This window comes from Rhizobium sp. X9 (assembly GCF_018873185.1).
GTDB classification, from domain to species: Bacteria; Pseudomonadota; Alphaproteobacteria; order Rhizobiales; family Rhizobiaceae; genus Agrobacterium; species Agrobacterium oryzihabitans.
The window spans coordinates 472,233-488,696 of the sequence record NZ_CP071312.1 but is presented as its reverse complement, the minus strand read 5'-3'; the positions used below and the strand labels follow the sequence as shown (position 1 = coordinate 488,696).

Here is a 16,464-nt window from a genome sequence, read left to right as displayed (position 1 = left end):
ATCAGGAACACGAACGACGCTAAGCCGGTGGCGGTGACGAGCGCTGCAGAAGCGACGAGGAGGCCGGTTGTGAGATTGCGCCTGAACCGATGACGTTTTGGCTCGAGTGCTCTATCCATGGCGGAGAGCGGTGATCAGCCCGCGAATGGTGAGCGTGATATAAAGCATACCCGCCATCGCCATCAGGACGCCGGTGCCAAGAGAGCTGAGATTGCTCAGCGAAAACAGAATCTTATCAGCCACCATCATTGGCACAACCCTTCAAGAACAGTGAATTCGTCATCGTTCTAGATCGCGCCGGTTTCCGGCATATGTCCCGATTGTTTCGTCTTGTTTCTGCGGCGGGGCGATTTCGTGATGGAGCGGATTTCCCGCGAATTCGGCAAAGCCCTTCACAAATCCGCCGGTTTGGTTTAAAGCCGCGCCGTAATCCGGTCGCAGCCCACCCGGTCAAAACAAGGGATCCCAACTTATGAAAACCATCGTCATCTGCTCCGGCGGATTGGACTCCGTTTCGCTTGCGCATAAAATCGCAGCGGAACATGAACTTCTCGCTCTCGTCTCCTTCGATTATGGCCAGCGCCACAGGAAGGAGCTGGATTTTGCCGCCGATTGCGCAAAACGGCTCGGCGTGCCGCATCATGTCATCGATATCCGCACCATCGGTGCGCATCTCACTGGCTCGGCGCTGACGGACAACATTGCGGTGCCGGACGGACATTATGCGGAGGAGACCATGCGCTCCACCGTGGTGCCGAACCGCAACGCCATCATGCTCACCATCGCCTTCGGGCTGGCTGCCGCGCAGCAGGCGGATGCGGTGGCGATTGCCGTGCATGGCGGCGACCATTTCATCTATCCCGATTGCCGGCCGGGCTTCATCGACAGCTTCAACGCCATGCAGGCACATGCGCTGGAAGGTTATGCCAACGTCAAGCTTTTCGCGCCCTATGTGACGGTCTCCAAAGCGGCGATCGTCACCGACGGCGTGAAATACGGTACGCCGTTTGGGGAAACATGGTCCTGTTACAAGGGCGGCTTTCGCCATTGCGGCCGCTGCGGCACCTGCGTGGAACGGCGCGAGGCCTTTCATCTGGCCGGCGTTACCGATCCGACCGACTATGAAGACCCGGATTTCTGGGTGGCGGCCACCCATGCCTATGCGGCGCAGGAGGTGCGCTGATGTTCCGCATCACCAAGGAGTTTCACTTTTCCGCCTCGCACCAGCTGAAAAGCCTGCCGTCGGATCATCAGTGTAATCGCCTGCACGGGCATAATTACATCGTCGAGGTCGAACTATCGGGTGAAGAGCTAAACGAGCACGGTTTCGTGCGCGATTATCACGAGCTTGCGCCGCTGAAGCGCTATATCGATGATCATTTCGACCATCGCCATCTGAACGACGTTCTTGGCCATGACCGGGTGACGGCGGAATGCCTGGCCAAGCATTTTTATGACTGGTGCAAGGATCGTCTGCCGGAAACCAGCGCCGTACGGGTCAGCGAAACCACCAAGACCTGGGCGGAATACCGGCCATGACGGCGGCTGCACAGATGGTTGCAGCGAAGGAAACGGCGATCCGCATCAGCGAAATCTTCGGCCCGACCATTCAGGGTGAGGGGCCGCTGATCGGTCTGCCGACCGTTTTCGTGCGCACCGGCGGCTGCGATTACCGCTGCTCCTGGTGCGATACGCTGCATGCGGTCGACAGCGATTACCGCGACACATGGAAGCCGATGCCGGTCGAGGCGATCTGGCAGGAGGTGCGGCGGCTTTCCGGCGGCGTGCCGCTGACGGTCTCCTTGTCAGGCGGCAATCCGGCCATCCAGCCACTCGGGGCTTTGATCGCGAAGGGGCAAAGCGAGGGCTATCGTTTCGCGCTGGAAACGCAGGGCAGCATCGCGAAAGACTGGTTTGCCGATCTCGACCATCTGGTGCTGAGCCCCAAGCCGCCATCGAGCGGCATGGAAACGGACTGGCAGGCATTCGAAGACTGTCTTGCCGCCGCCGATGAGGGGCCGCAGGTGGCGCTGAAGATCGTGGTTTTCGATGATGCTGATTATGCCTATGCCAAGGCGGCATCCGCGCGGTTCCCGCATCTGCCGGTTTACCTCCAGCCCGGAAACCACACCCCGCCGCCGCCCGATGACGACGATGCGCGCGTGGATATCGATGGGGTGATGGACCGGACGCTGTGGCTGGTGGACAAAGTGAGCGAAGACCGCTGGTTTTCCGCCCGTGTGCTGCCGCAGCTTCATGTGCTGTTGTGGGGGAATAAGCGCGGCGTATAGATTGTGCGGGAGTGAAATTCCACGCCGTAGTCCGCGTCTTTGAGAAAGCACATAGCGGATTGAGCGAGCGGGTGCCACTTGCTTCTTCTCCCCGAGGGGGAGAAGTCCGCGGCAGCGGGATGAGGGGGCAAGGGCAGAGATCGACTGTGAGCTTGCCCCCTCATCCTACCCTTCGGGCCACCTTCTCCCCCTAGGGGAGAAGAAACATGCGGCAACGTCGTGCCGCATATTGTTCTTTCACATCAAGCCGAAACGGCCAACTCGCGCCTCTCCCGATCCGCGATGATCGATAGATCGAGCACCTTCTGCAGATTAGCCGCATGACGGAAATCCGGATCGGCAGGGCCACCTTCCATGACGGCCTTGGCGAATTTCTCGTAATTCGTCGCCACCGGCTCCACATCGATCGTTTTCCAGATCGCTTTCTCCACGTCTTCGCCTATGCAGGCCCGCAGGCTGGAATAGTCAGGCGTGTGGATGACTTCCAGCGCGCCCTTGTCGCCATGGATGCGCAGGCGCAGTTCGTTCAGGTGGCCCGTCGCCCAGCGGCTGGCATGGATGACGCCCATGGCGCCGTTTTCAAGCTCGGCGGTCATGGTGAAGCTGTCATTGGCGTCGAGATCGTAGACGCCGATCCTGTTGCCCTCATATTTGTCGAAGGTCTTCAGCCGCGTGAAGATACGCTCCACATCGCTGCCCGCGCCATAGGAAGCGAAGTCGAGAATGTGGATGCCGACATCGCCGAGAACGCCGTTCGAGCCGTGCTTGGTGGAGAGCCGCCACAGCCACTTGCTCTCCGTCATCCAGTCGCCCCAGGCCTTGGAAACGAGCCAGCTCTGGAGATAGGAAGCTTCGAGATGGCGTACCTTGCCGATCTTGCCCGCCAGCACCATTTCGCGTGCCGCCTGCAAGGGGGCGACATTGCGATAGGTGAGGTTGACCATGGCGACGAGGCCAGCCTTCTCGGCGGCATCGGCCATTTCGGCGGCCTTGGCGTAGTTTTCCGCCAGCGGCTTTTCGCAGAAGACGTGCTTGCCCGCCGCCAGCAGCTTCAGGCTGGTCGGATGGTGGATGGCATCCGGCGTGACATTCGCCGCCGCGTCGAATTCACCCCAGGCAATGGCGTCATCCAGCGAGGTGAAGGAGAGCGGAATGTTGTGACGGAGCGCGAAGCCCCGCACCACCACATCGTCCACATCCACCGCAGCCACCAGTTCGACACCGGGGATTTGAGAGAAATAGGTGGCATGGTTGTTGGCCATGCCGCCGGTTCCGAGAACGAGAAGTCTCATGGCTTTTTACCTGTAACCTGCTTCGCCGGCTTTGTGCAGCTTGGGGCCGCGTTCCTCGATCGGCTCCAGCGCCTTGTCGACGGGAACATTGGGGGCAGCGTGGATGCTCGTCAGTGCGCCGGCCGGATTATAGGCCCATTTCACCGAATTGCTGATGACCTTTTGCACATTGGCGTCGTGATAGGTCGGATAGGTCTCGTGACCCGGGCGGAAATAGAAAATATTGCCCGCGCCACGACGCCAGGTGAGGCCGGAACGGAAGACTTCACCGCCCTGGAACCAGGAGATGAAGACGGTTTCCAGCGGCTCCGGCACGGAGAACTGCTCGCCATACATTTCTTCGTTTTCCAGCTCGAAATGCTCGGGCAGGCCGGCTGCGATCGGGTGGCGCGGATTGATCGTCCACAGACGCTCGCGTTCACCGGCCTCACGCCATTTCAGTGCGCAGGGCGTGCCCATAAGCCGCTTGAACGGCTTGGAGAAATGGCCGGAATGCAGGACGATGAGGCCCATGCCTTCCCAGACGCGCTTGGCGACACGCTCGACGATCTCGTCCTGAACCGCGCCGTGGTCCTTGTGGCCCCACCAGACGAGCACGTCGGTCTTGTCCAGACGCTCCTGCGAAAGGCCGTGTTCCGGCTCCTGAAGCGTGGCGGTGGTGGCGTTGATCTCCGGGTTCTGGTTCAGCGCGTCGGCGATGGTGTTGTGCATACCGTTTGGATAGATCGAACGCACCGTCTCATTGATGTGTTCGTGAATATTTTCGCCCCATACAACGGTGTTGATGGTCATTTTCATGCTCCTCGGTGAAAGCCGGTATCTTGGGTGATCCCCGGCGAAAAGTTGAATGTTCAGGCCGCACCCCGGGCGGGATTGCGGGCGAGTGCCTGGCCTTCGGCATCGAAACGGTGGATCTGTGCCGCATCCGGCACAATGGCGACGCGCTCGCCCGGCTTGCGGCCGGTCACGCCCTCCTCGCGAACGACGATGGGCTCGCCGGCACCAATCTCGACATAGATGTAGCTGTCAGATCCGAGCATTTCCGAATGCACGATCTCGCCGCCCCACCCGTTCTCGCCGGTGGTGATGGTGATGTGTTCGGGGCGGATGCCGATGGTTTTGGCGCCTTCCGTCTCGGCATATTTGCCGGCAAGGAAGTTCATCTTCGGCGAGCCGATGAAGCCGGCAACGAAGGTGTTGACCGGGCTTTCGTAAAGCTCCAGCGGTGTGCCGATCTGTTCGACGCGGCCGTCGCGCAACACGCAGATGCGGTCGGCGAGCGTCATGGCCTCCACCTGGTCGTGGGTGACGTAGATCATCGTCGTATCATGCATCTCGCGGTGCAGCTTGGCGATCTCCAGCCGGGTTGCGACACGCAGCGCCGCATCGAGGTTGGAGAGCGGTTCATCGAACAGGAACACCTTCGGGTCGCGCACGATGGCACGGCCGATGGCGACACGCTGGCGCTGACCGCCGGAAAGCTGCTTCGGCAGGCGTTCCAGATAGGGCGTGAGCTGCAGCATCTCGGCCGCCGCTTCCACGCGCTTGCGGCGCTGTTCCTTGTCAGCACCTGACAGCTTCATGCCGAAGGCCATGTTCTCGAACACGGTCATATGCGGATAAAGCGCATAGGACTGGAAGACCATGGCGACGCCGCGTTTGGCGGGCGGCAGGCGGTTGACCGTCTCGCTGTCGAAGGAAAGCGTGCCACTGGAAATTTCCTCCAGCCCGCATATGAGGCGCAGAAGCGTGGACTTGCCGCAACCGGAAGGACCGACGAAGACCATGAATTCGCCGGAGCGGATATCCATGTCGATGCCCTTGATGACATCGAAAGCGCTGAAGGATTTGCGAAGATCGCGCAGTTGAATGGTGGTCATTTGGTTTTCTCCTAGCCTTTGACGCCACCGGCGGTGAGGCCGGAGATGATGCGTCGCTGGAAGATCAGAACGAGGACGACGAGGGGTGCGGTGACGATGACGGACGCGGCCATGATCGTTCCCCAGGGGATTTCGAACTGCGAGCCGCCCGACAGGAGCGCGATGGCGACCGGCACCGTGCGCTGCTCGTTCGATGAGGTGAAGGTGAGCGCGAAGAGGAACTCGTTCCATGCCGCAATGAAGGCAAGAAGCCCTGTCGTGACGAGCGCCGGCCACATCAGCGGCATGAAGACCTGGGTGATGATGACCCACGGCGTCGCGCCATCGACGATCGCCGCTTCCTCGATCTCGATCGGCAGGTCTCGCATGAAGGTTGTCAGCACCCACACCGTGAAGGGCAGGGTGAAGATCATGTAAGAGAAAATCAGCGCTAAGGGCGTGTTGAAGATTCCCGCCCAGCGGATCAGTTCGAACAGGCCGGCGAGAACGGCGATCTGCGGGAACATCGAAACCGAGAGGATGGTGAGCAGCAGCAGCGAGCGGCCCCGGAAGCGGACACGGGCCAGCGCATAGGAGGCCGTTACAGCAAGAAACAGCGACAGTACGACGACTGAAGATGCAACGAACAGCGAATTGCCGAGATTGCGCAGGAACGTGCCGTTGCCGATGACGAAGTTGTAGTTGGTCAGCGAGAATTCACGCGGCCAATAATTGACCTGGAACAGCGCCGAGCCGGATTTAAGACTCGTCAGGATCGCGTAGTAGAACGGGAATACCGAAATCACCATGATGATGGCGACCAGCACATAGAAGGCGGTGGTTTTCAGGATGCTTGGCACGGTCATCGCGAAGCTCCATCGGTGTTGACGCGCCCGAGCCACATATAAATCACTGTGATCGAGGCGATGATGAGAAACAGCATGGTGGAGGCGGCGGCACCATAGGCGAACTTGTCGAAATCGAACAGGTTCTCGCGCGCCAGCACCGACATGGTGCGGGTCTGTGCGTTGTTCGGCGTCAGGATGTAGATGAGATCGAAAACGCGCATCGCATCCAGCATGCGGAAGATGACCGCGACCATGAGCGCCGGGCGGATCATTGGCAAAGTGACGCGGAAGAACACTTTTACGGGATGGATGCCATCCACCTTGGCCGCCTCATACATGTCCTTCGGAACCATCTGCAGCCCGGCGAGGATGAGCAGCGCCATGAATGGCGTCGTCTTCCAGATGTCGACGATCAGGACGGCGACCATTGCGGTATCCGGATTGGCGGTCCATGCGATTTTGTGGGAGATCAGCCCGAGACTGAGGAAGAGGTCGTTCAATATGCCGAACTGGTCGTTCAGCATCCACGCCCACATCTGCGCCGAGACGATGGTGGGAATGGCCCATGGCACGAGGATGGCGGCGCGGACGAGGCCGCGCCCCTTGAACTCGGCATTCAGCACCAGCGCGACGATGAGGCCGAGCACCGTTTCGAGACTGACGGAAACGACGGTGAATTTCAGCGTGTTGAGAACCGCACCCCACCATGCGGGATCGGCAAGCAGGCCGCGATAAATGGTGCGGCCGCTGCTGAGCGTGATCCAGGTGAGATAGTTCTTGAGGCCGACAAATTGCGCGCCCTCGAGATTGGTGAGCGACGCGTCGGTAAGGCTGAACCAGACGGTGCGCACAAGCGGCCAGCCGGCCACCATCGCAAGCACCAGAAATGTCGGGGCAAGAAACAGCCAGGCGGATTTCAGTCTTTCCGACTGCAGATCGGAGCCGGTGGCAGATGCCACGACCGGTCTTTGAAGGGCGGTGTCGTTCATGGGTATATCTCGCGGTTGGGGCGCGGGAAACGATCATGAATGACCATGTCCCGCGCGAGCCGGATTACCAGCCGTTGCCTTTGAGATCGGTCAGTTCAACCTCGAGAAGTTCGAGATTTTCCGCCGCCGTGCCGTTGCCGGAGAGCGTGTTGTGAACAGCGCCCCAGAACTTGGCGGAAACCTCGTTATATTTCACCTTGGCGGAGGCGGATGGGCGAGGAACTGCGGTCTCGAAGATCGGCTTCCATGTCGGCATGAAGGGCTGTGCCTCCGCAACATCCTTGTCGTCGTAAAGCGAAGCGATCGTCGGCATGTTGGAAAGCTGGATCGCACGCATTTTCTGGGTGTCTTTCGACGCCAGGAATTTCACGAGCTGGATGGCGGCTTCCTTGTCGTCGGAATATTTCGAAACGGCAAGGTTCCAGCCGCCGAGTGTCGAAGCGGGCGCTGCACCCTCTTCGCCGGCCGGCAGCGGGGTGACACCGAACTTGCCCTTGATGGCGCTGTCGGCACCATTTCCAAGTGCGTAGGCATAGGGCCAGTTGCGCATGAAGACGGAATTGCCGGTCTGCCAGACGCCGCGCGCTTCCTCTTCCTTGTAGGCAAGCACGCCCTGCGGCGCGATGGTGCCGACCCAGCCCTTGGCCGCTTCAATCGCGGCTGCGGCTTTCTCGTTGTTGATGGAGATATCGCCATTGGTCTCGACGATATGGCCGCCGCCGGCGGATGCGATCCATTCCAGCGCGTTGCAGGTCAGGCCTTCATAGGCGCTGCCCTGGAAGACGAAGCCCCAGAGGTCCTTCTGTCCACCCTCGCGCTCCTTGTCCTGAATTTCCTTGGCGGTTTCGCTCAGCTCTTTCCAGGTTTTCGGCGGCTGCTTGCCGTATTTTTCCAAAAGGTCCTTGCGGTAGAAGAGGGCGGGTGCGTCGGTAAACATCGGCATGGCGACGAGCTTGCCGTCCACGGTCTGCGATGCCACGATGGAGGGGAAATGATCGCCGATGACATCCTTTGTCGCTTCGGTCAGATCCACGAATTGCTCGGCCAGCTGCGGCGCCCAGATCACGTCTGTCTGGTAGACGTCAACATCCTTGTTGCCGGCCGCAAGCCACAGCCGGTACTGGCTGAATTGCTCGCTGGACGACGAAGGCATCGTGACGAGATTGACCTTGTGGCCCGTCTCTTTCTCAAAGGCGGCGATCCGCTCGCGGAAGAATGCGACGTTCTTGCCGGTGGAATTGGCGGCGATGGAAAGCTCGGCGGCTTGAGCGGAGACGGCTGCAGAAAGTACACTGCCGCACAGGAACAAAGTCTTCATGGAAATATTCATTGTCAAACTCCTCCGTTGACGCTTCCGATCATCCTCAAAATTGAAAGCGCTTTTGACTGATGCGAGGCTCGCAAAAGCCAGGCAGTCTGTCAATACTCTTTCTAATGGTAGGGAAATCGGGCATTTTGGCGTGGGATTTTTAGGGGTTTGCCTTTCAGAATAGTGACCTGTAAGGTTTCAGGTGAAGAAAAATTGAAATCGTTTTCAATTTTTGTCGGCTTGAAAAATCCGCGGCGGCAACGCATGCAGTGGCAAATTGGCAAAAAACATGAAGCTCAAGGAATTCGCAGAAAAGGTCGGGCTGTCGCCCACCACCGTCAGCCGTGCGCTGGGCGGCTATCCCGAGGTGCGCGAGGAAACGCGCCGGCGGGTGATGGAGGCTGCGCTGAAGTACGGCTACCGGCCAAATGCCAATGCTGTCAGGCTGGCGACCGGCAGGGCGGGCGCCATCGGCGTCGTCATGGGCCGTTCGGGCGGCGGGCATTTCTTTTCGGAATTCATGGGCGGAATGGCGACCCGGCTCGAAGGCGAAGAGACCGATATTCTCGTCAGCGTGACCGTTGATAATAATATCGACGAAGAGCTGGCGATTTTCAGCAGGCTTGCCTCGAGCGGGCGTGTGGATGGCATCATCGTGCATTCACCGCGCCCGGAAGACGAACGTATTGAACTGCTCCACAGGCTTGGCATACCTTTCATCGTGCATGGCCGCTCGAAGACGCCTTTCGAGCATGCCTGGCTCGATATCGACAATCATGATGTGACCTATCGCCCGACGATCCATTTTCTGGAGCGCGGCCACCGTCGCATCGTACTGATCAACGGTCCGACCGGCCGTACTTTTGTGCAGGACCGCGAACAGGGTTTTCGTGATGCGCTGGCGACCCATGGCATCACGCCGGACCCGCGCTTGATGATGAGCGAGCATTTCAGTGAGGAAGCCGCTTTCCGCTTCGCCCGCTCGTTGCTGGAGCAGACGCCGCGCCCGACCGCCTTTGTCGCGGGCGCGATGATGACGGCGCAGGGGGTCTATCGCGCCGCAAGCCAGCTCGGTCTGACGATCGGCAAGGACGTCTCCGTCATCGCCCATGACGACGTTTTTCCCTATCTGACGCCACAGAGCATGATGCCGCCGCTTTCCACAACGCGTTCGCCGATGCGCATGGCGGGTATGCGGGTGACGGACCTGCTTTTGCAGATCGTTGGCGGCCGTCCGGTCCGCGAGGTTCAGGAATTGTGGCCTGTCGAACTGATCTTGCGGGAGTCAGTCGGTCCAGCCTGAACTTCTCGCCATAGCTCACTGATTCCACTCCATTTTGTGAACGTCAGTTGATAGCGTTCGCCTTTCGTCATCTATACGCCGACGCCATCTCATGTATAATCGGGACTGTCATGTTCGTTATGGAACAGGACTTGGGCCGGCGCGTTGAGGGGACGTGTCGAAGGAGGACGATGGATGTTTGAATTTCTAAAACCGCAACAGCAGCCTGTGATCGATGATGTGGAAGCAACCGGCACCTATGCCGATGCGCTTCTCAACGTTCCAAGCCCGGAACTTACCCGTTCAACGGCCCGTGAACATGGCCATGAGGCCCATTCTCGCGACTATTGCGAAAACCGCGATATTTCCCGCAGCGCGCTCGGTTTTGCCTGAGCCACTGCCAAAAGCTCTCCAAAAAAACGGAACGGACCGGCTTTCCCCGCGTTCTCCTTTCACGACCCACCGGGCGGCGCAACCGAACCGAAGGGACCTGACCGGCGTTTGACCGATGGGCGAATTGGGTGTTGCGCCGCCTGAAATCGACGGCGCAATGCGTTGTCCCTAAAACGCAGTCCCGATCCGTTCAGGACTAAGAGCGTTGACGCAAGGAGGCCGCAATGCCCGCTGTTCCAGTCGAGCCCTATCCCGAACCGCCGATGCCGGTGCCGCCGCAGCCCGATATTCCACCGGTGCAGGAACCGGAACCCGAAAGATTGCCAGACGAGGTGCCGACACCGAACCCCGACGAAAACGACCAGCCGCCAAAGGTACTATAGGTCGTTTAGTCTCTTTCGAACTTCTTGCTGACGAACGACGAACCTTCAAGCCCGAAGCGCCACGGATATTCCTGCGCGCGGCTGATGCCGATGCGTCTGCCGCTTTTCACTGAGGCCGCTTCTTTCGGCAGGCGGATAAAAAATGGCGGTGCGTCGAGCGGAGCGCCGTCCATGTCTCCGGTAATGGCCAGGGCCTGACACAGCCTGCCGGGACCGGAACAGAGAAGTTTCAGCTTGTCAGTTCCCCGCCGCAGTTTCATCATGTCTATGCCGGTGAGGGGCTCGATTGCGCGCAGAAGCACGGCGGAGCCCGGCGCGCAGACGAAGTTGGCGCACCAGTGAATGCCATAGGACCGGTAGACATAAAGATGACCAGCCGGGCCGAACATCGCCCTGTTGCGTGGGGTTTGACCGTTGAAGCTGTGAGATGCCGGATCGTCCGGGTGATAGGCTTCGGTTTCCACGATGATGCCGCCAGCATTGCCAATGCGAAACTCCGCACCGATGAGGGCGCGGGCCACGTCCACCGCATCGCGCAGGAAGAACCTCTCCTGCAATTCCGGGTCAAAGGCCTGATCCATCTGGAACCCCTTCTGCTCTGCCATCGTTGTGAATTCAGGTTTCAGTGTGTTTTTGCATCGGATTACGCCGATGTTTTTTCAAACCGGAGGGCATGTCATGCAACTTTCTACGACCTATGTAAAACGGGATAACGGGGTGATCTCCGTGGAATTTGTCGGCAGCGACGGCGATCAGGTCTCGGTTCGCCTTGCCGACGGCCTGGAGGGTATCGGCGATGCGGAGGCCATCAAACGCGCAAGCGCGGTCATGGTTCAGCTGACGGCATTCGGAACGCGCCAGGGCGCGGATGCATCTTCGCAATTCTCCGCCCTCGGCACGGCGCAGGGTGAAGCACCGCATGGGCAGGCGAGTGCACGCACGTCGAAAGATCGCGACATTCTGGAGGAGGAGCTGGAAGAGGGGCTGGAAGACAGCTTTCCGGCGAGCGACCCCGTTTCGGCGACGGTCACCTCGATCGCGTCGAGAAAAGGAGGGCTGTGACGTTGGCCAATGGTAAAGTCGCGCTCGTCACCGGTGCCGGCTCCGGCATCGGTCGGGCCGCCGCCCTTCATCTGGCTGCGGAAGGTTTTTCCGTCGGCCTTCTTGGACGTACCGAATCCGAATTGCAGGCGGTGGAAAATGAGATTTCCGCTGCAACGGGCGCGTCGAAGGTCCTTGTCGCCGATGTGGCGGACGAAACGGCCATGCGACATGCAGTCGCAACGCTTGTGCAAGATTTCGGCCGTCTGGATGTCGTGGTGGCCAATGCCGGCGTCAACGGCGTCTGGGCACCTATTGACGACCTGAAGCCTTCGGAGTGGGATGATACCATCCGCATCAACCTGCGCGGCACCTATCTCACCGTCCATGCCAGCGTGCCGCATATGAAGGCTGCAGGCGGCGGCTCCATCGTCATCATCTCTTCCATCAATGGCACCCGTACTTTCACCTCGCCGGGCGCCACTGCCTATTCGGTGACGAAGGCCGGGCAGCTTGCCATGGCCCAGCAATTGGCGCTTGAGCTTGGGCGTCATCGCATCCGTGTCAACGCGGTGTGTCCGGGCGAAATTGAAACGGCAATTGACGAAAATACCGACATACGCGGGCGCGACAAGACCGAGGTGCCGGTGCGTTTTCCGGAGGGCGACATTCCGGTCACAGGCGGGGTTGCAGGGACGAGCGAGGATGTCGCTGCGCTGATCGGTTTTCTGGCATCCGACCGGTCTCGCCACATCACCGGCACGCCGGTATGGATCGATGGCGGGCAGGGGCTCCTTCGGTAACAACAGTTCCATCACAGGCTTGTGTGCGTATGATTAACGAATGGGTAACGTCTGTTCACGAGACTTTGTCCATGTGCGAGGTTGCCGCGTTGTGGCCACCTTCGCTAGTTAAGCGTCTGCCGGAAAGGCGGGCAAATCAGGCGGGTAGAACGATCCATGGGCATGAAGGCATTGCTGGATTTCGCGGTTGCGGGGTTGCGGCACAGGGCAAAGGCGGGTGTGAGAATGGCTGCGATCGTTGCGATCGGCGGCAGCCTTGCCGCGTGCACCTCCATGGGTCTCGATAGCGTCAAGAAGGACCCGCCGAAGCTGTCGTCCAAGATGATGGCGCAGATGTCCGCCAAGAGCATGCGCCCGGAAAGCCCGGTTCTCGTTCGCATCTTCAAGCAGGAAAGCGAACTTGAGGTCTGGAAGATCGACAGAACCGGAAATTATGCGCTGCTGAAGACCTATCCGATGTGCCGCTGGTCCGGAAAGCTCGGACCGAAGATGAAAACGGGCGACAGGCAGGCGCCTGAAGGTTTTTATCATGTCTCAGCCGGCATGCTTAATCCCAATTCGCAATATTTCGTCTCCTTCAACCTCGGTTACCCCAATCGGCTGGAATCGGCGCTCGGTTACACCGGTGAAGCGCTGATGGTGCACGGCGCCTGTTCCTCTTCGGGCTGCTATGCCATGACCGATCAGCAGGTTGGCGAGATTTATGCGGTCGTCGCGCGCGCATTGCAGGGCGGTCAGGACCGTTTTCAGGTGCAGGCCTATCCGTTCCGCATGAGCGCCCGCAACATGGTGGCGCATCGGGATGATCCCAACATGCCCTTCTGGAAGACGCTGAAGGAAGGCTACGACTATTTCGAGGTGACGCGCCGGCAGCCAAAGGTATCCGTCTGCGGCAGGCGATATGTCTTCAATAGTGAATTTGCCGAAGGCGAACCTGCCGATCCGCTGGCCGCCTGCCCGCCTGCCATCAACCAGCAGGACCCGCTGGTCGCTTCGAAACTGGCCGAAGAACAACAAAAATTTGCCGCCGCTATGAACGAGGGAACCACAGCTCCCCTCAGCGCGTATGTAGACGGCGGCATGCATCCGAGCTTCCGTGCCATCCTGAAATCCAGTGGCGCCAAGGCCATGGCATCGCAGGTTTCCGGCACGAAGTACCCTATCAGCCGTCCCGAGGCGGCGCTGGCAGATCCCTTTGCCAGTGTGAGATGACGTAAATGAGGTTTTTCAATTGAACGACACGACAACGACCCGGCGGGGTTTCCTGCTTGGAGCAGGTGGACTGGCGCTTGCCGGCCTTGCTGGCTGTAACACCACGGCGCGTGAGGCCAGCCGGCCCGCCGCTCCGGCCGACGACCCGATGTATGCCCTGATGTACGGCCCCAAGCCGGACGAGCAATTTCCGCTGCCGGAAATTCCCTACAAGAGGATCCCGCGCCAGTTCCTGCGGCAGATGGTGGAAAACCCGACCGGCGAGCGCCCCGGCATCATCGTGGTCGATACCGCCAACCATTTCCTCTATCTCACCTATGAGAATAATCAGGCCATGCGTTACGGCGTCGGTCTTGGCCGCGCGGGCTTCGAGTGGTCCGGTCGTGGCGTGATCCAGTACAAGCGGCAATGGCCGCGCTGGACGCCGCCCGATGAGATGGTGGCCCGCCAGCCGGAACTCGAGCCCTATAGCAGCCGCAATGGCGGCATGGAGCCGGGGCTCAAGAATCCGCTCGGTGCGCGTGCGCTCTATATCTTCAAGGACGGCAAGGACACGATCTATCGTCTGCACGGCTCGCCCGAGTGGTGGACGATCGGCAAATCAGTCTCCTCGGGCTGCGTTCGTCTGCTGAACCAGGACATCGTCGATCTCTACAACCGTGTGCCGGATGGTACCCCGATTGTGGTTACGGCGCTTGGACCGGCACAGCAGGGCGTACCGATCGGTCAGGCAGGCGTGCCGGTCGCGCAATATGGCGGCGGCGTGGTTGGCGACGGCCTGTCGCAGCCGATGCAGACCTATTGATTAGATTAAGGTTTCCAGCCGCCTGCGATGGCGGCTGGAAATGACGGATGATGAAGACGCATTCGATGCGCTTCGATTCCGATCTTGCCGGCTCGATTCTGCGGCAGCCGCCTCAGGCCACGCGACGGGTAACGTCGTGACCACCGATGCTTTCCATCTCAAGACGGAAACGGGATACCAGCGCGCGCAACTTGGCCGTTTCGGCGGCGAGCATTGCCGAGGCGGCGGTTGATTGTTCCACCATGGCCGCATTTTGCTGGGTGGCCTGATCCATCGAATTCACCGCGGCGTTGATCTCGGCAAGACCGGTCGCCTGTTCGGCCGCCGATGTGGCGATGGCGTTCATATGGCGGTCGATGCCGGCGATGCGCTCGCCGATATCTTTGAGCGTCGTGCCGGTATCGAGCACCAGTTTGACGCCGCTCTCCACTTCGGTCGATGATTGCCGGATATGGCCGCGGATTTCGCTTGCGGCCTTTGCCGAGCGCTGCGCAAGATCACGCACTTCCTGCGCCACCACGGCAAAGCCTTTGCCGGCTTCGCCGGCACGGGCAGCCTCCACCCCGGCATTCAGCGCCAGAAGGTTGGTCTGGAAGGCGATTTCGTCGATGACGCCGATGATGCCGGTGATCTGCCGCGACGAGGCCTCGATGCGGCGCATGGCCTCTTCGGCATGGCCGACGACTTCGGCGGATTTCACTGCGCTTTGGTTGGCATCGGTGGCAGCAAGGCGGGCTTCGGCGGCACGCTTGTTGGCATTGGCGACATTGACGGTGATTTCTTCAAGGGCTGCGGCTGTCTCTTCGAGGGATGCGGCCTGATGTTCGGTGCGGCGAGAAAGATCGTCCGCGCCCGCTGCGATTTCGCGGGTGCTGCCATCGATGGTGGCGACGCCGTCGGAGATCGCGAGAAGCGTTTCAGCGAGCTGCTTGACCGAACTGTTGAAATCACGGCGCAGGGTTTCGAATTCCGGAGCAAAGGCGACATCGAGCTGGAAGGCGAGATCACCGGATGCAAGCCGCTTCAACCCTGCGGCAAGCCCGGATGTCGCGATGCGCAGCCGTTCCGATGCATCCTCTTCCGCCTGGTGTCGTGCCGCCTGCTGATCAAGTTCAGCCTTTTCACGCGCAGCGGCGGCTTCCTGTTCCAATGCCCGATTGGCGATCGCTGCTTGCCGGAATATTTCGACTGCGCCGGACATGGAACCGATCTCGTCCTTGCGGTCGACACCCGAGGGCGGCTGAGACGTATCGCCACTCGCAAGGATTTCCATCGTCTCCGACAGGCGCAGGATAGGACCCGTTACCGTTTTGCGGGTAAGGATGAAGAGGCTGACGCAGAAGAGTGTCGCCAGAGCCAGCAGCCCTTTCAAAAGAAAGTCGATGACGGCCTTGGTCTCCTGGCTTTTTGCGACGGTGGCCTGCGACAGCGTGTCGATCTGCTCGCCGGCTTTCTCCATCGCCGTTTCAAGCGTGGTGAACTGCCGCATGAAATCCGGGATCATTTTTGTCGCTGCGCCCGGATCGGACCCTACAAGGCCGACCACTGTCTTGGCTATTTCCAGATAGGAGTGAAGCGGTTTTTCCACGCTGCCGATAACGGCTTTGGCCTCGGTGCCTTCGGACAAAGCCGCGTTTTCCTTTATGGCCTCGAGGAATGTCGCTTCGTGTTCGGCAAGGTCGGCCTTTACCGCGTCGAAAGACAAACCCATCGTGTCATTGGTAGAAAGAATGGCTGCGAGCACATCCGAGCGCAACGCATCGTGCATCATGTCGGCGCGCATATGATTGTGAAGTATTTCGGCAGAGCGTGATACTTCCGCACTATTGCGGTTGAGCGTCTCCGTCGCCCAAATGCCGATGCCAACGGCGCTTCCGGTGAGAGAGAATATTGCGATGCTTGCTAATATTATCTTTTTTTGAATCGACGCCATGGGGTCGTTCCCGCTCCGTTGGTT

Annotated in this window: 19 protein-coding genes; 10 read left to right on the top strand and 9 right to left on the bottom strand. The window is 59.9% G+C overall.

Annotated features, from left to right (window positions below; all coding sequences use genetic code 11):
- Positions 1 to 111: 111 nt before the first annotated feature.
- Complete coding sequence (locus JZY08_RS17220) at positions 112 to 249, bottom strand: hypothetical protein (protein ID WP_216332754.1); 138 nt, start codon at positions 247 to 249, stop codon at positions 112 to 114.
- A 223-nt stretch (positions 250 to 472) separates the two neighbouring features.
- Between JZY08_RS17220 and queC the strand changes: the two genes are divergently transcribed.
- Genes queC through queE form a run of 3 tightly spaced genes read left to right on the top strand, consistent with a single transcriptional unit; the run spans position 473 to position 2,291 of the window.
- A complete protein-coding gene (gene queC, locus JZY08_RS17215; RefSeq protein WP_216332752.1) occupies positions 473 to 1,183 on the top strand; it encodes a 7-cyano-7-deazaguanine synthase QueC in 711 nt (236 codons plus the stop codon).
- A complete protein-coding gene (gene queD, locus JZY08_RS17210; RefSeq protein ID WP_082185738.1) occupies positions 1,183 to 1,539 on the top strand; it encodes a 6-carboxytetrahydropterin synthase QueD in 357 nt (118 codons plus the stop codon). Before queC ends, queD begins: the two co-directional genes overlap by 1 nt.
- The gene (gene queE / locus JZY08_RS17205; RefSeq protein WP_216332751.1) at positions 1,536 to 2,291 is read left to right on the top strand and encodes a 7-carboxy-7-deazaguanine synthase QueE; all 756 of its coding nucleotides are present in this window, start codon (positions 1,536 to 1,538) and stop codon (positions 2,289 to 2,291) included. The genes queD and queE overlap by 4 nt, the downstream gene beginning before the upstream one ends.
- Positions 2,292 to 2,533: 242 nt before the next feature.
- On the opposite strand, the gene JZY08_RS17200 is transcribed toward queE, so the two are convergent.
- The 6 genes from JZY08_RS17200 to JZY08_RS17175 all read right to left on the bottom strand — a co-directional run bounded on the left by JZY08_RS17200 (position 2,534) and on the right by JZY08_RS17175 (position 8,609).
- On the bottom strand, positions 2,534 to 3,583 hold the full coding sequence (locus JZY08_RS17200; RefSeq protein ID WP_216332748.1) for a Gfo/Idh/MocA family protein: 1,050 nt from the start codon (positions 3,581 to 3,583) through the stop codon (positions 2,534 to 2,536).
- Positions 3,584 to 3,589: 6 nt separating this feature from the next.
- Positions 3,590 to 4,375: a ThuA domain-containing protein gene (locus JZY08_RS17195; RefSeq protein ID WP_026363971.1), complete on the bottom strand. Its 786-nt coding sequence runs from the start codon at positions 4,373 to 4,375 to the stop codon at positions 3,590 to 3,592.
- A gap of 59 nt (positions 4,376 to 4,434) precedes the next feature.
- A complete protein-coding gene (locus tag JZY08_RS17190; protein WP_216332747.1) occupies positions 4,435 to 5,463 on the bottom strand; it encodes an ABC transporter ATP-binding protein in 1,029 nt (342 codons plus the stop codon).
- Between the two features lie 11 nt (positions 5,464 to 5,474).
- Positions 5,475 to 6,308: a carbohydrate ABC transporter permease gene (locus JZY08_RS17185; RefSeq protein ID WP_216332745.1), complete on the bottom strand. Its 834-nt coding sequence runs from the start codon at positions 6,306 to 6,308 to the stop codon at positions 5,475 to 5,477.
- Positions 6,305 to 7,279, bottom strand: a complete 975-nt coding sequence (locus tag JZY08_RS17180) for a carbohydrate ABC transporter permease (protein ID WP_082185742.1) — start codon at positions 7,277 to 7,279, stop codon at positions 6,305 to 6,307. Before JZY08_RS17180 ends, JZY08_RS17185 begins: the two co-directional genes overlap by 4 nt.
- 64 nt (positions 7,280 to 7,343) lie before the next feature.
- Positions 7,344 to 8,609, bottom strand: a complete 1,266-nt coding sequence (locus JZY08_RS17175) for an ABC transporter substrate-binding protein (protein WP_003500633.1) — start codon at positions 8,607 to 8,609, stop codon at positions 7,344 to 7,346.
- A gap of 268 nt (positions 8,610 to 8,877) precedes the next feature.
- Here JZY08_RS17175 and JZY08_RS17170 point away from each other — a divergent pair, with 268 nt between their 5' ends.
- From JZY08_RS17170 to JZY08_RS17160, 3 genes are all read left to right on the top strand, one after another.
- On the top strand, positions 8,878 to 9,891 hold the full coding sequence (locus JZY08_RS17170) for a substrate-binding domain-containing protein (RefSeq protein WP_216332743.1): 1,014 nt from the start codon (positions 8,878 to 8,880) through the stop codon (positions 9,889 to 9,891).
- 174 nt (positions 9,892 to 10,065) lie between these two features.
- Complete coding sequence (locus tag JZY08_RS17165; RefSeq protein WP_035243556.1) at positions 10,066 to 10,263, top strand: hypothetical protein; 198 nt, start codon at positions 10,066 to 10,068, stop codon at positions 10,261 to 10,263.
- 224 nt (positions 10,264 to 10,487) lie between these two features.
- Positions 10,488 to 10,646, top strand: a complete 159-nt coding sequence (locus JZY08_RS17160) for a hypothetical protein (protein ID WP_003500641.1) — start codon at positions 10,488 to 10,490, stop codon at positions 10,644 to 10,646.
- 5 nt (positions 10,647 to 10,651) lie between these two features.
- Here the strand turns inward: JZY08_RS17160 and JZY08_RS17155 are convergent, their stop codons facing one another.
- On the bottom strand, positions 10,652 to 11,227 hold the full coding sequence (locus JZY08_RS17155) for a DNA-3-methyladenine glycosylase (RefSeq protein WP_216333436.1): 576 nt from the start codon (positions 11,225 to 11,227) through the stop codon (positions 10,652 to 10,654).
- Between the two features lie 97 nt (positions 11,228 to 11,324).
- Between JZY08_RS17155 and JZY08_RS17150 the strand changes: the two genes are divergently transcribed.
- From JZY08_RS17150 to JZY08_RS17135, 4 genes are all read left to right on the top strand, one after another.
- The gene (locus tag JZY08_RS17150; protein ID WP_216332740.1) at positions 11,325 to 11,708 is read left to right on the top strand and encodes a hypothetical protein; all 384 of its coding nucleotides are present in this window, start codon (positions 11,325 to 11,327) and stop codon (positions 11,706 to 11,708) included.
- Positions 11,705 to 12,490: an SDR family NAD(P)-dependent oxidoreductase gene (locus tag JZY08_RS17145; protein ID WP_216332738.1), complete on the top strand. Its 786-nt coding sequence runs from the start codon at positions 11,705 to 11,707 to the stop codon at positions 12,488 to 12,490. The genes JZY08_RS17150 and JZY08_RS17145 overlap by 4 nt, the downstream gene beginning before the upstream one ends.
- Before the next feature lie 156 nt (positions 12,491 to 12,646).
- Entirely contained in the window at positions 12,647 to 13,702 is a 1,056-nt protein-coding gene (locus JZY08_RS17140) for a murein L,D-transpeptidase family protein (protein ID WP_216332737.1), read from the top strand.
- 19 nt (positions 13,703 to 13,721) lie between these two features.
- Complete coding sequence (locus JZY08_RS17135) at positions 13,722 to 14,507, top strand: L,D-transpeptidase (RefSeq protein WP_082185746.1); 786 nt, start codon at positions 13,722 to 13,724, stop codon at positions 14,505 to 14,507.
- Between the two features lie 112 nt (positions 14,508 to 14,619).
- Here the strand turns inward: JZY08_RS17135 and JZY08_RS17130 are convergent, their stop codons facing one another.
- Complete coding sequence (locus JZY08_RS17130) at positions 14,620 to 16,440, bottom strand: methyl-accepting chemotaxis protein (RefSeq protein ID WP_216332736.1); 1,821 nt, start codon at positions 16,438 to 16,440, stop codon at positions 14,620 to 14,622.
- Positions 16,441 to 16,464 lie beyond the last annotated feature (24 nt).

Coding starts and splice junctions, on each gene's coding strand:
- JZY08_RS17220 (WP_216332754.1), bottom strand. CDS start 249: ATGATGGTGGCTGATAAGATTCTGTTTTCGCTGAGCAATCTCAGCTCT.
- queC (WP_216332752.1), top strand. CDS start 473: ATGAAAACCATCGTCATCTGCTCCGGCGGATTGGACTCCGTTTCGCTT.
- queD (WP_082185738.1), top strand. CDS start 1,183: ATGTTCCGCATCACCAAGGAGTTTCACTTTTCCGCCTCGCACCAGCTG.
- queE (WP_216332751.1), top strand. CDS start 1,536: ATGACGGCGGCTGCACAGATGGTTGCAGCGAAGGAAACGGCGATCCGC.
- JZY08_RS17200 (WP_216332748.1), bottom strand. CDS start 3,583: ATGAGACTTCTCGTTCTCGGAACCGGCGGCATGGCCAACAACCATGCC.
- JZY08_RS17195 (WP_026363971.1), bottom strand. CDS start 4,375: ATGACCATCAACACCGTTGTATGGGGCGAAAATATTCACGAACACATC.
- JZY08_RS17190 (WP_216332747.1), bottom strand. CDS start 5,463: ATGACCACCATTCAACTGCGCGATCTTCGCAAATCCTTCAGCGCTTTC.
- JZY08_RS17185 (WP_216332745.1), bottom strand. CDS start 6,308: ATGACCGTGCCAAGCATCCTGAAAACCACCGCCTTCTATGTGCTGGTC.
- JZY08_RS17180 (WP_082185742.1), bottom strand. CDS start 7,279: ATGAACGACACCGCCCTTCAAAGACCGGTCGTGGCATCTGCCACCGGC.
- JZY08_RS17175 (WP_003500633.1), bottom strand. CDS start 8,609: ATGAATATTTCCATGAAGACTTTGTTCCTGTGCGGCAGTGTACTTTCT.
- JZY08_RS17170 (WP_216332743.1), top strand. CDS start 8,878: ATGAAGCTCAAGGAATTCGCAGAAAAGGTCGGGCTGTCGCCCACCACC.
- JZY08_RS17165 (WP_035243556.1), top strand. CDS start 10,066: ATGTTTGAATTTCTAAAACCGCAACAGCAGCCTGTGATCGATGATGTG.
- JZY08_RS17160 (WP_003500641.1), top strand. CDS start 10,488: ATGCCCGCTGTTCCAGTCGAGCCCTATCCCGAACCGCCGATGCCGGTG.
- JZY08_RS17155 (WP_216333436.1), bottom strand. CDS start 11,227: ATGGATCAGGCCTTTGACCCGGAATTGCAGGAGAGGTTCTTCCTGCGC.
- JZY08_RS17150 (WP_216332740.1), top strand. CDS start 11,325: ATGCAACTTTCTACGACCTATGTAAAACGGGATAACGGGGTGATCTCC.
- JZY08_RS17140 (WP_216332737.1), top strand. CDS start 12,647: ATGGGCATGAAGGCATTGCTGGATTTCGCGGTTGCGGGGTTGCGGCAC.
- JZY08_RS17130 (WP_216332736.1), bottom strand. CDS start 16,440: ATGGCGTCGATTCAAAAAAAGATAATATTAGCAAGCATCGCAATATTC.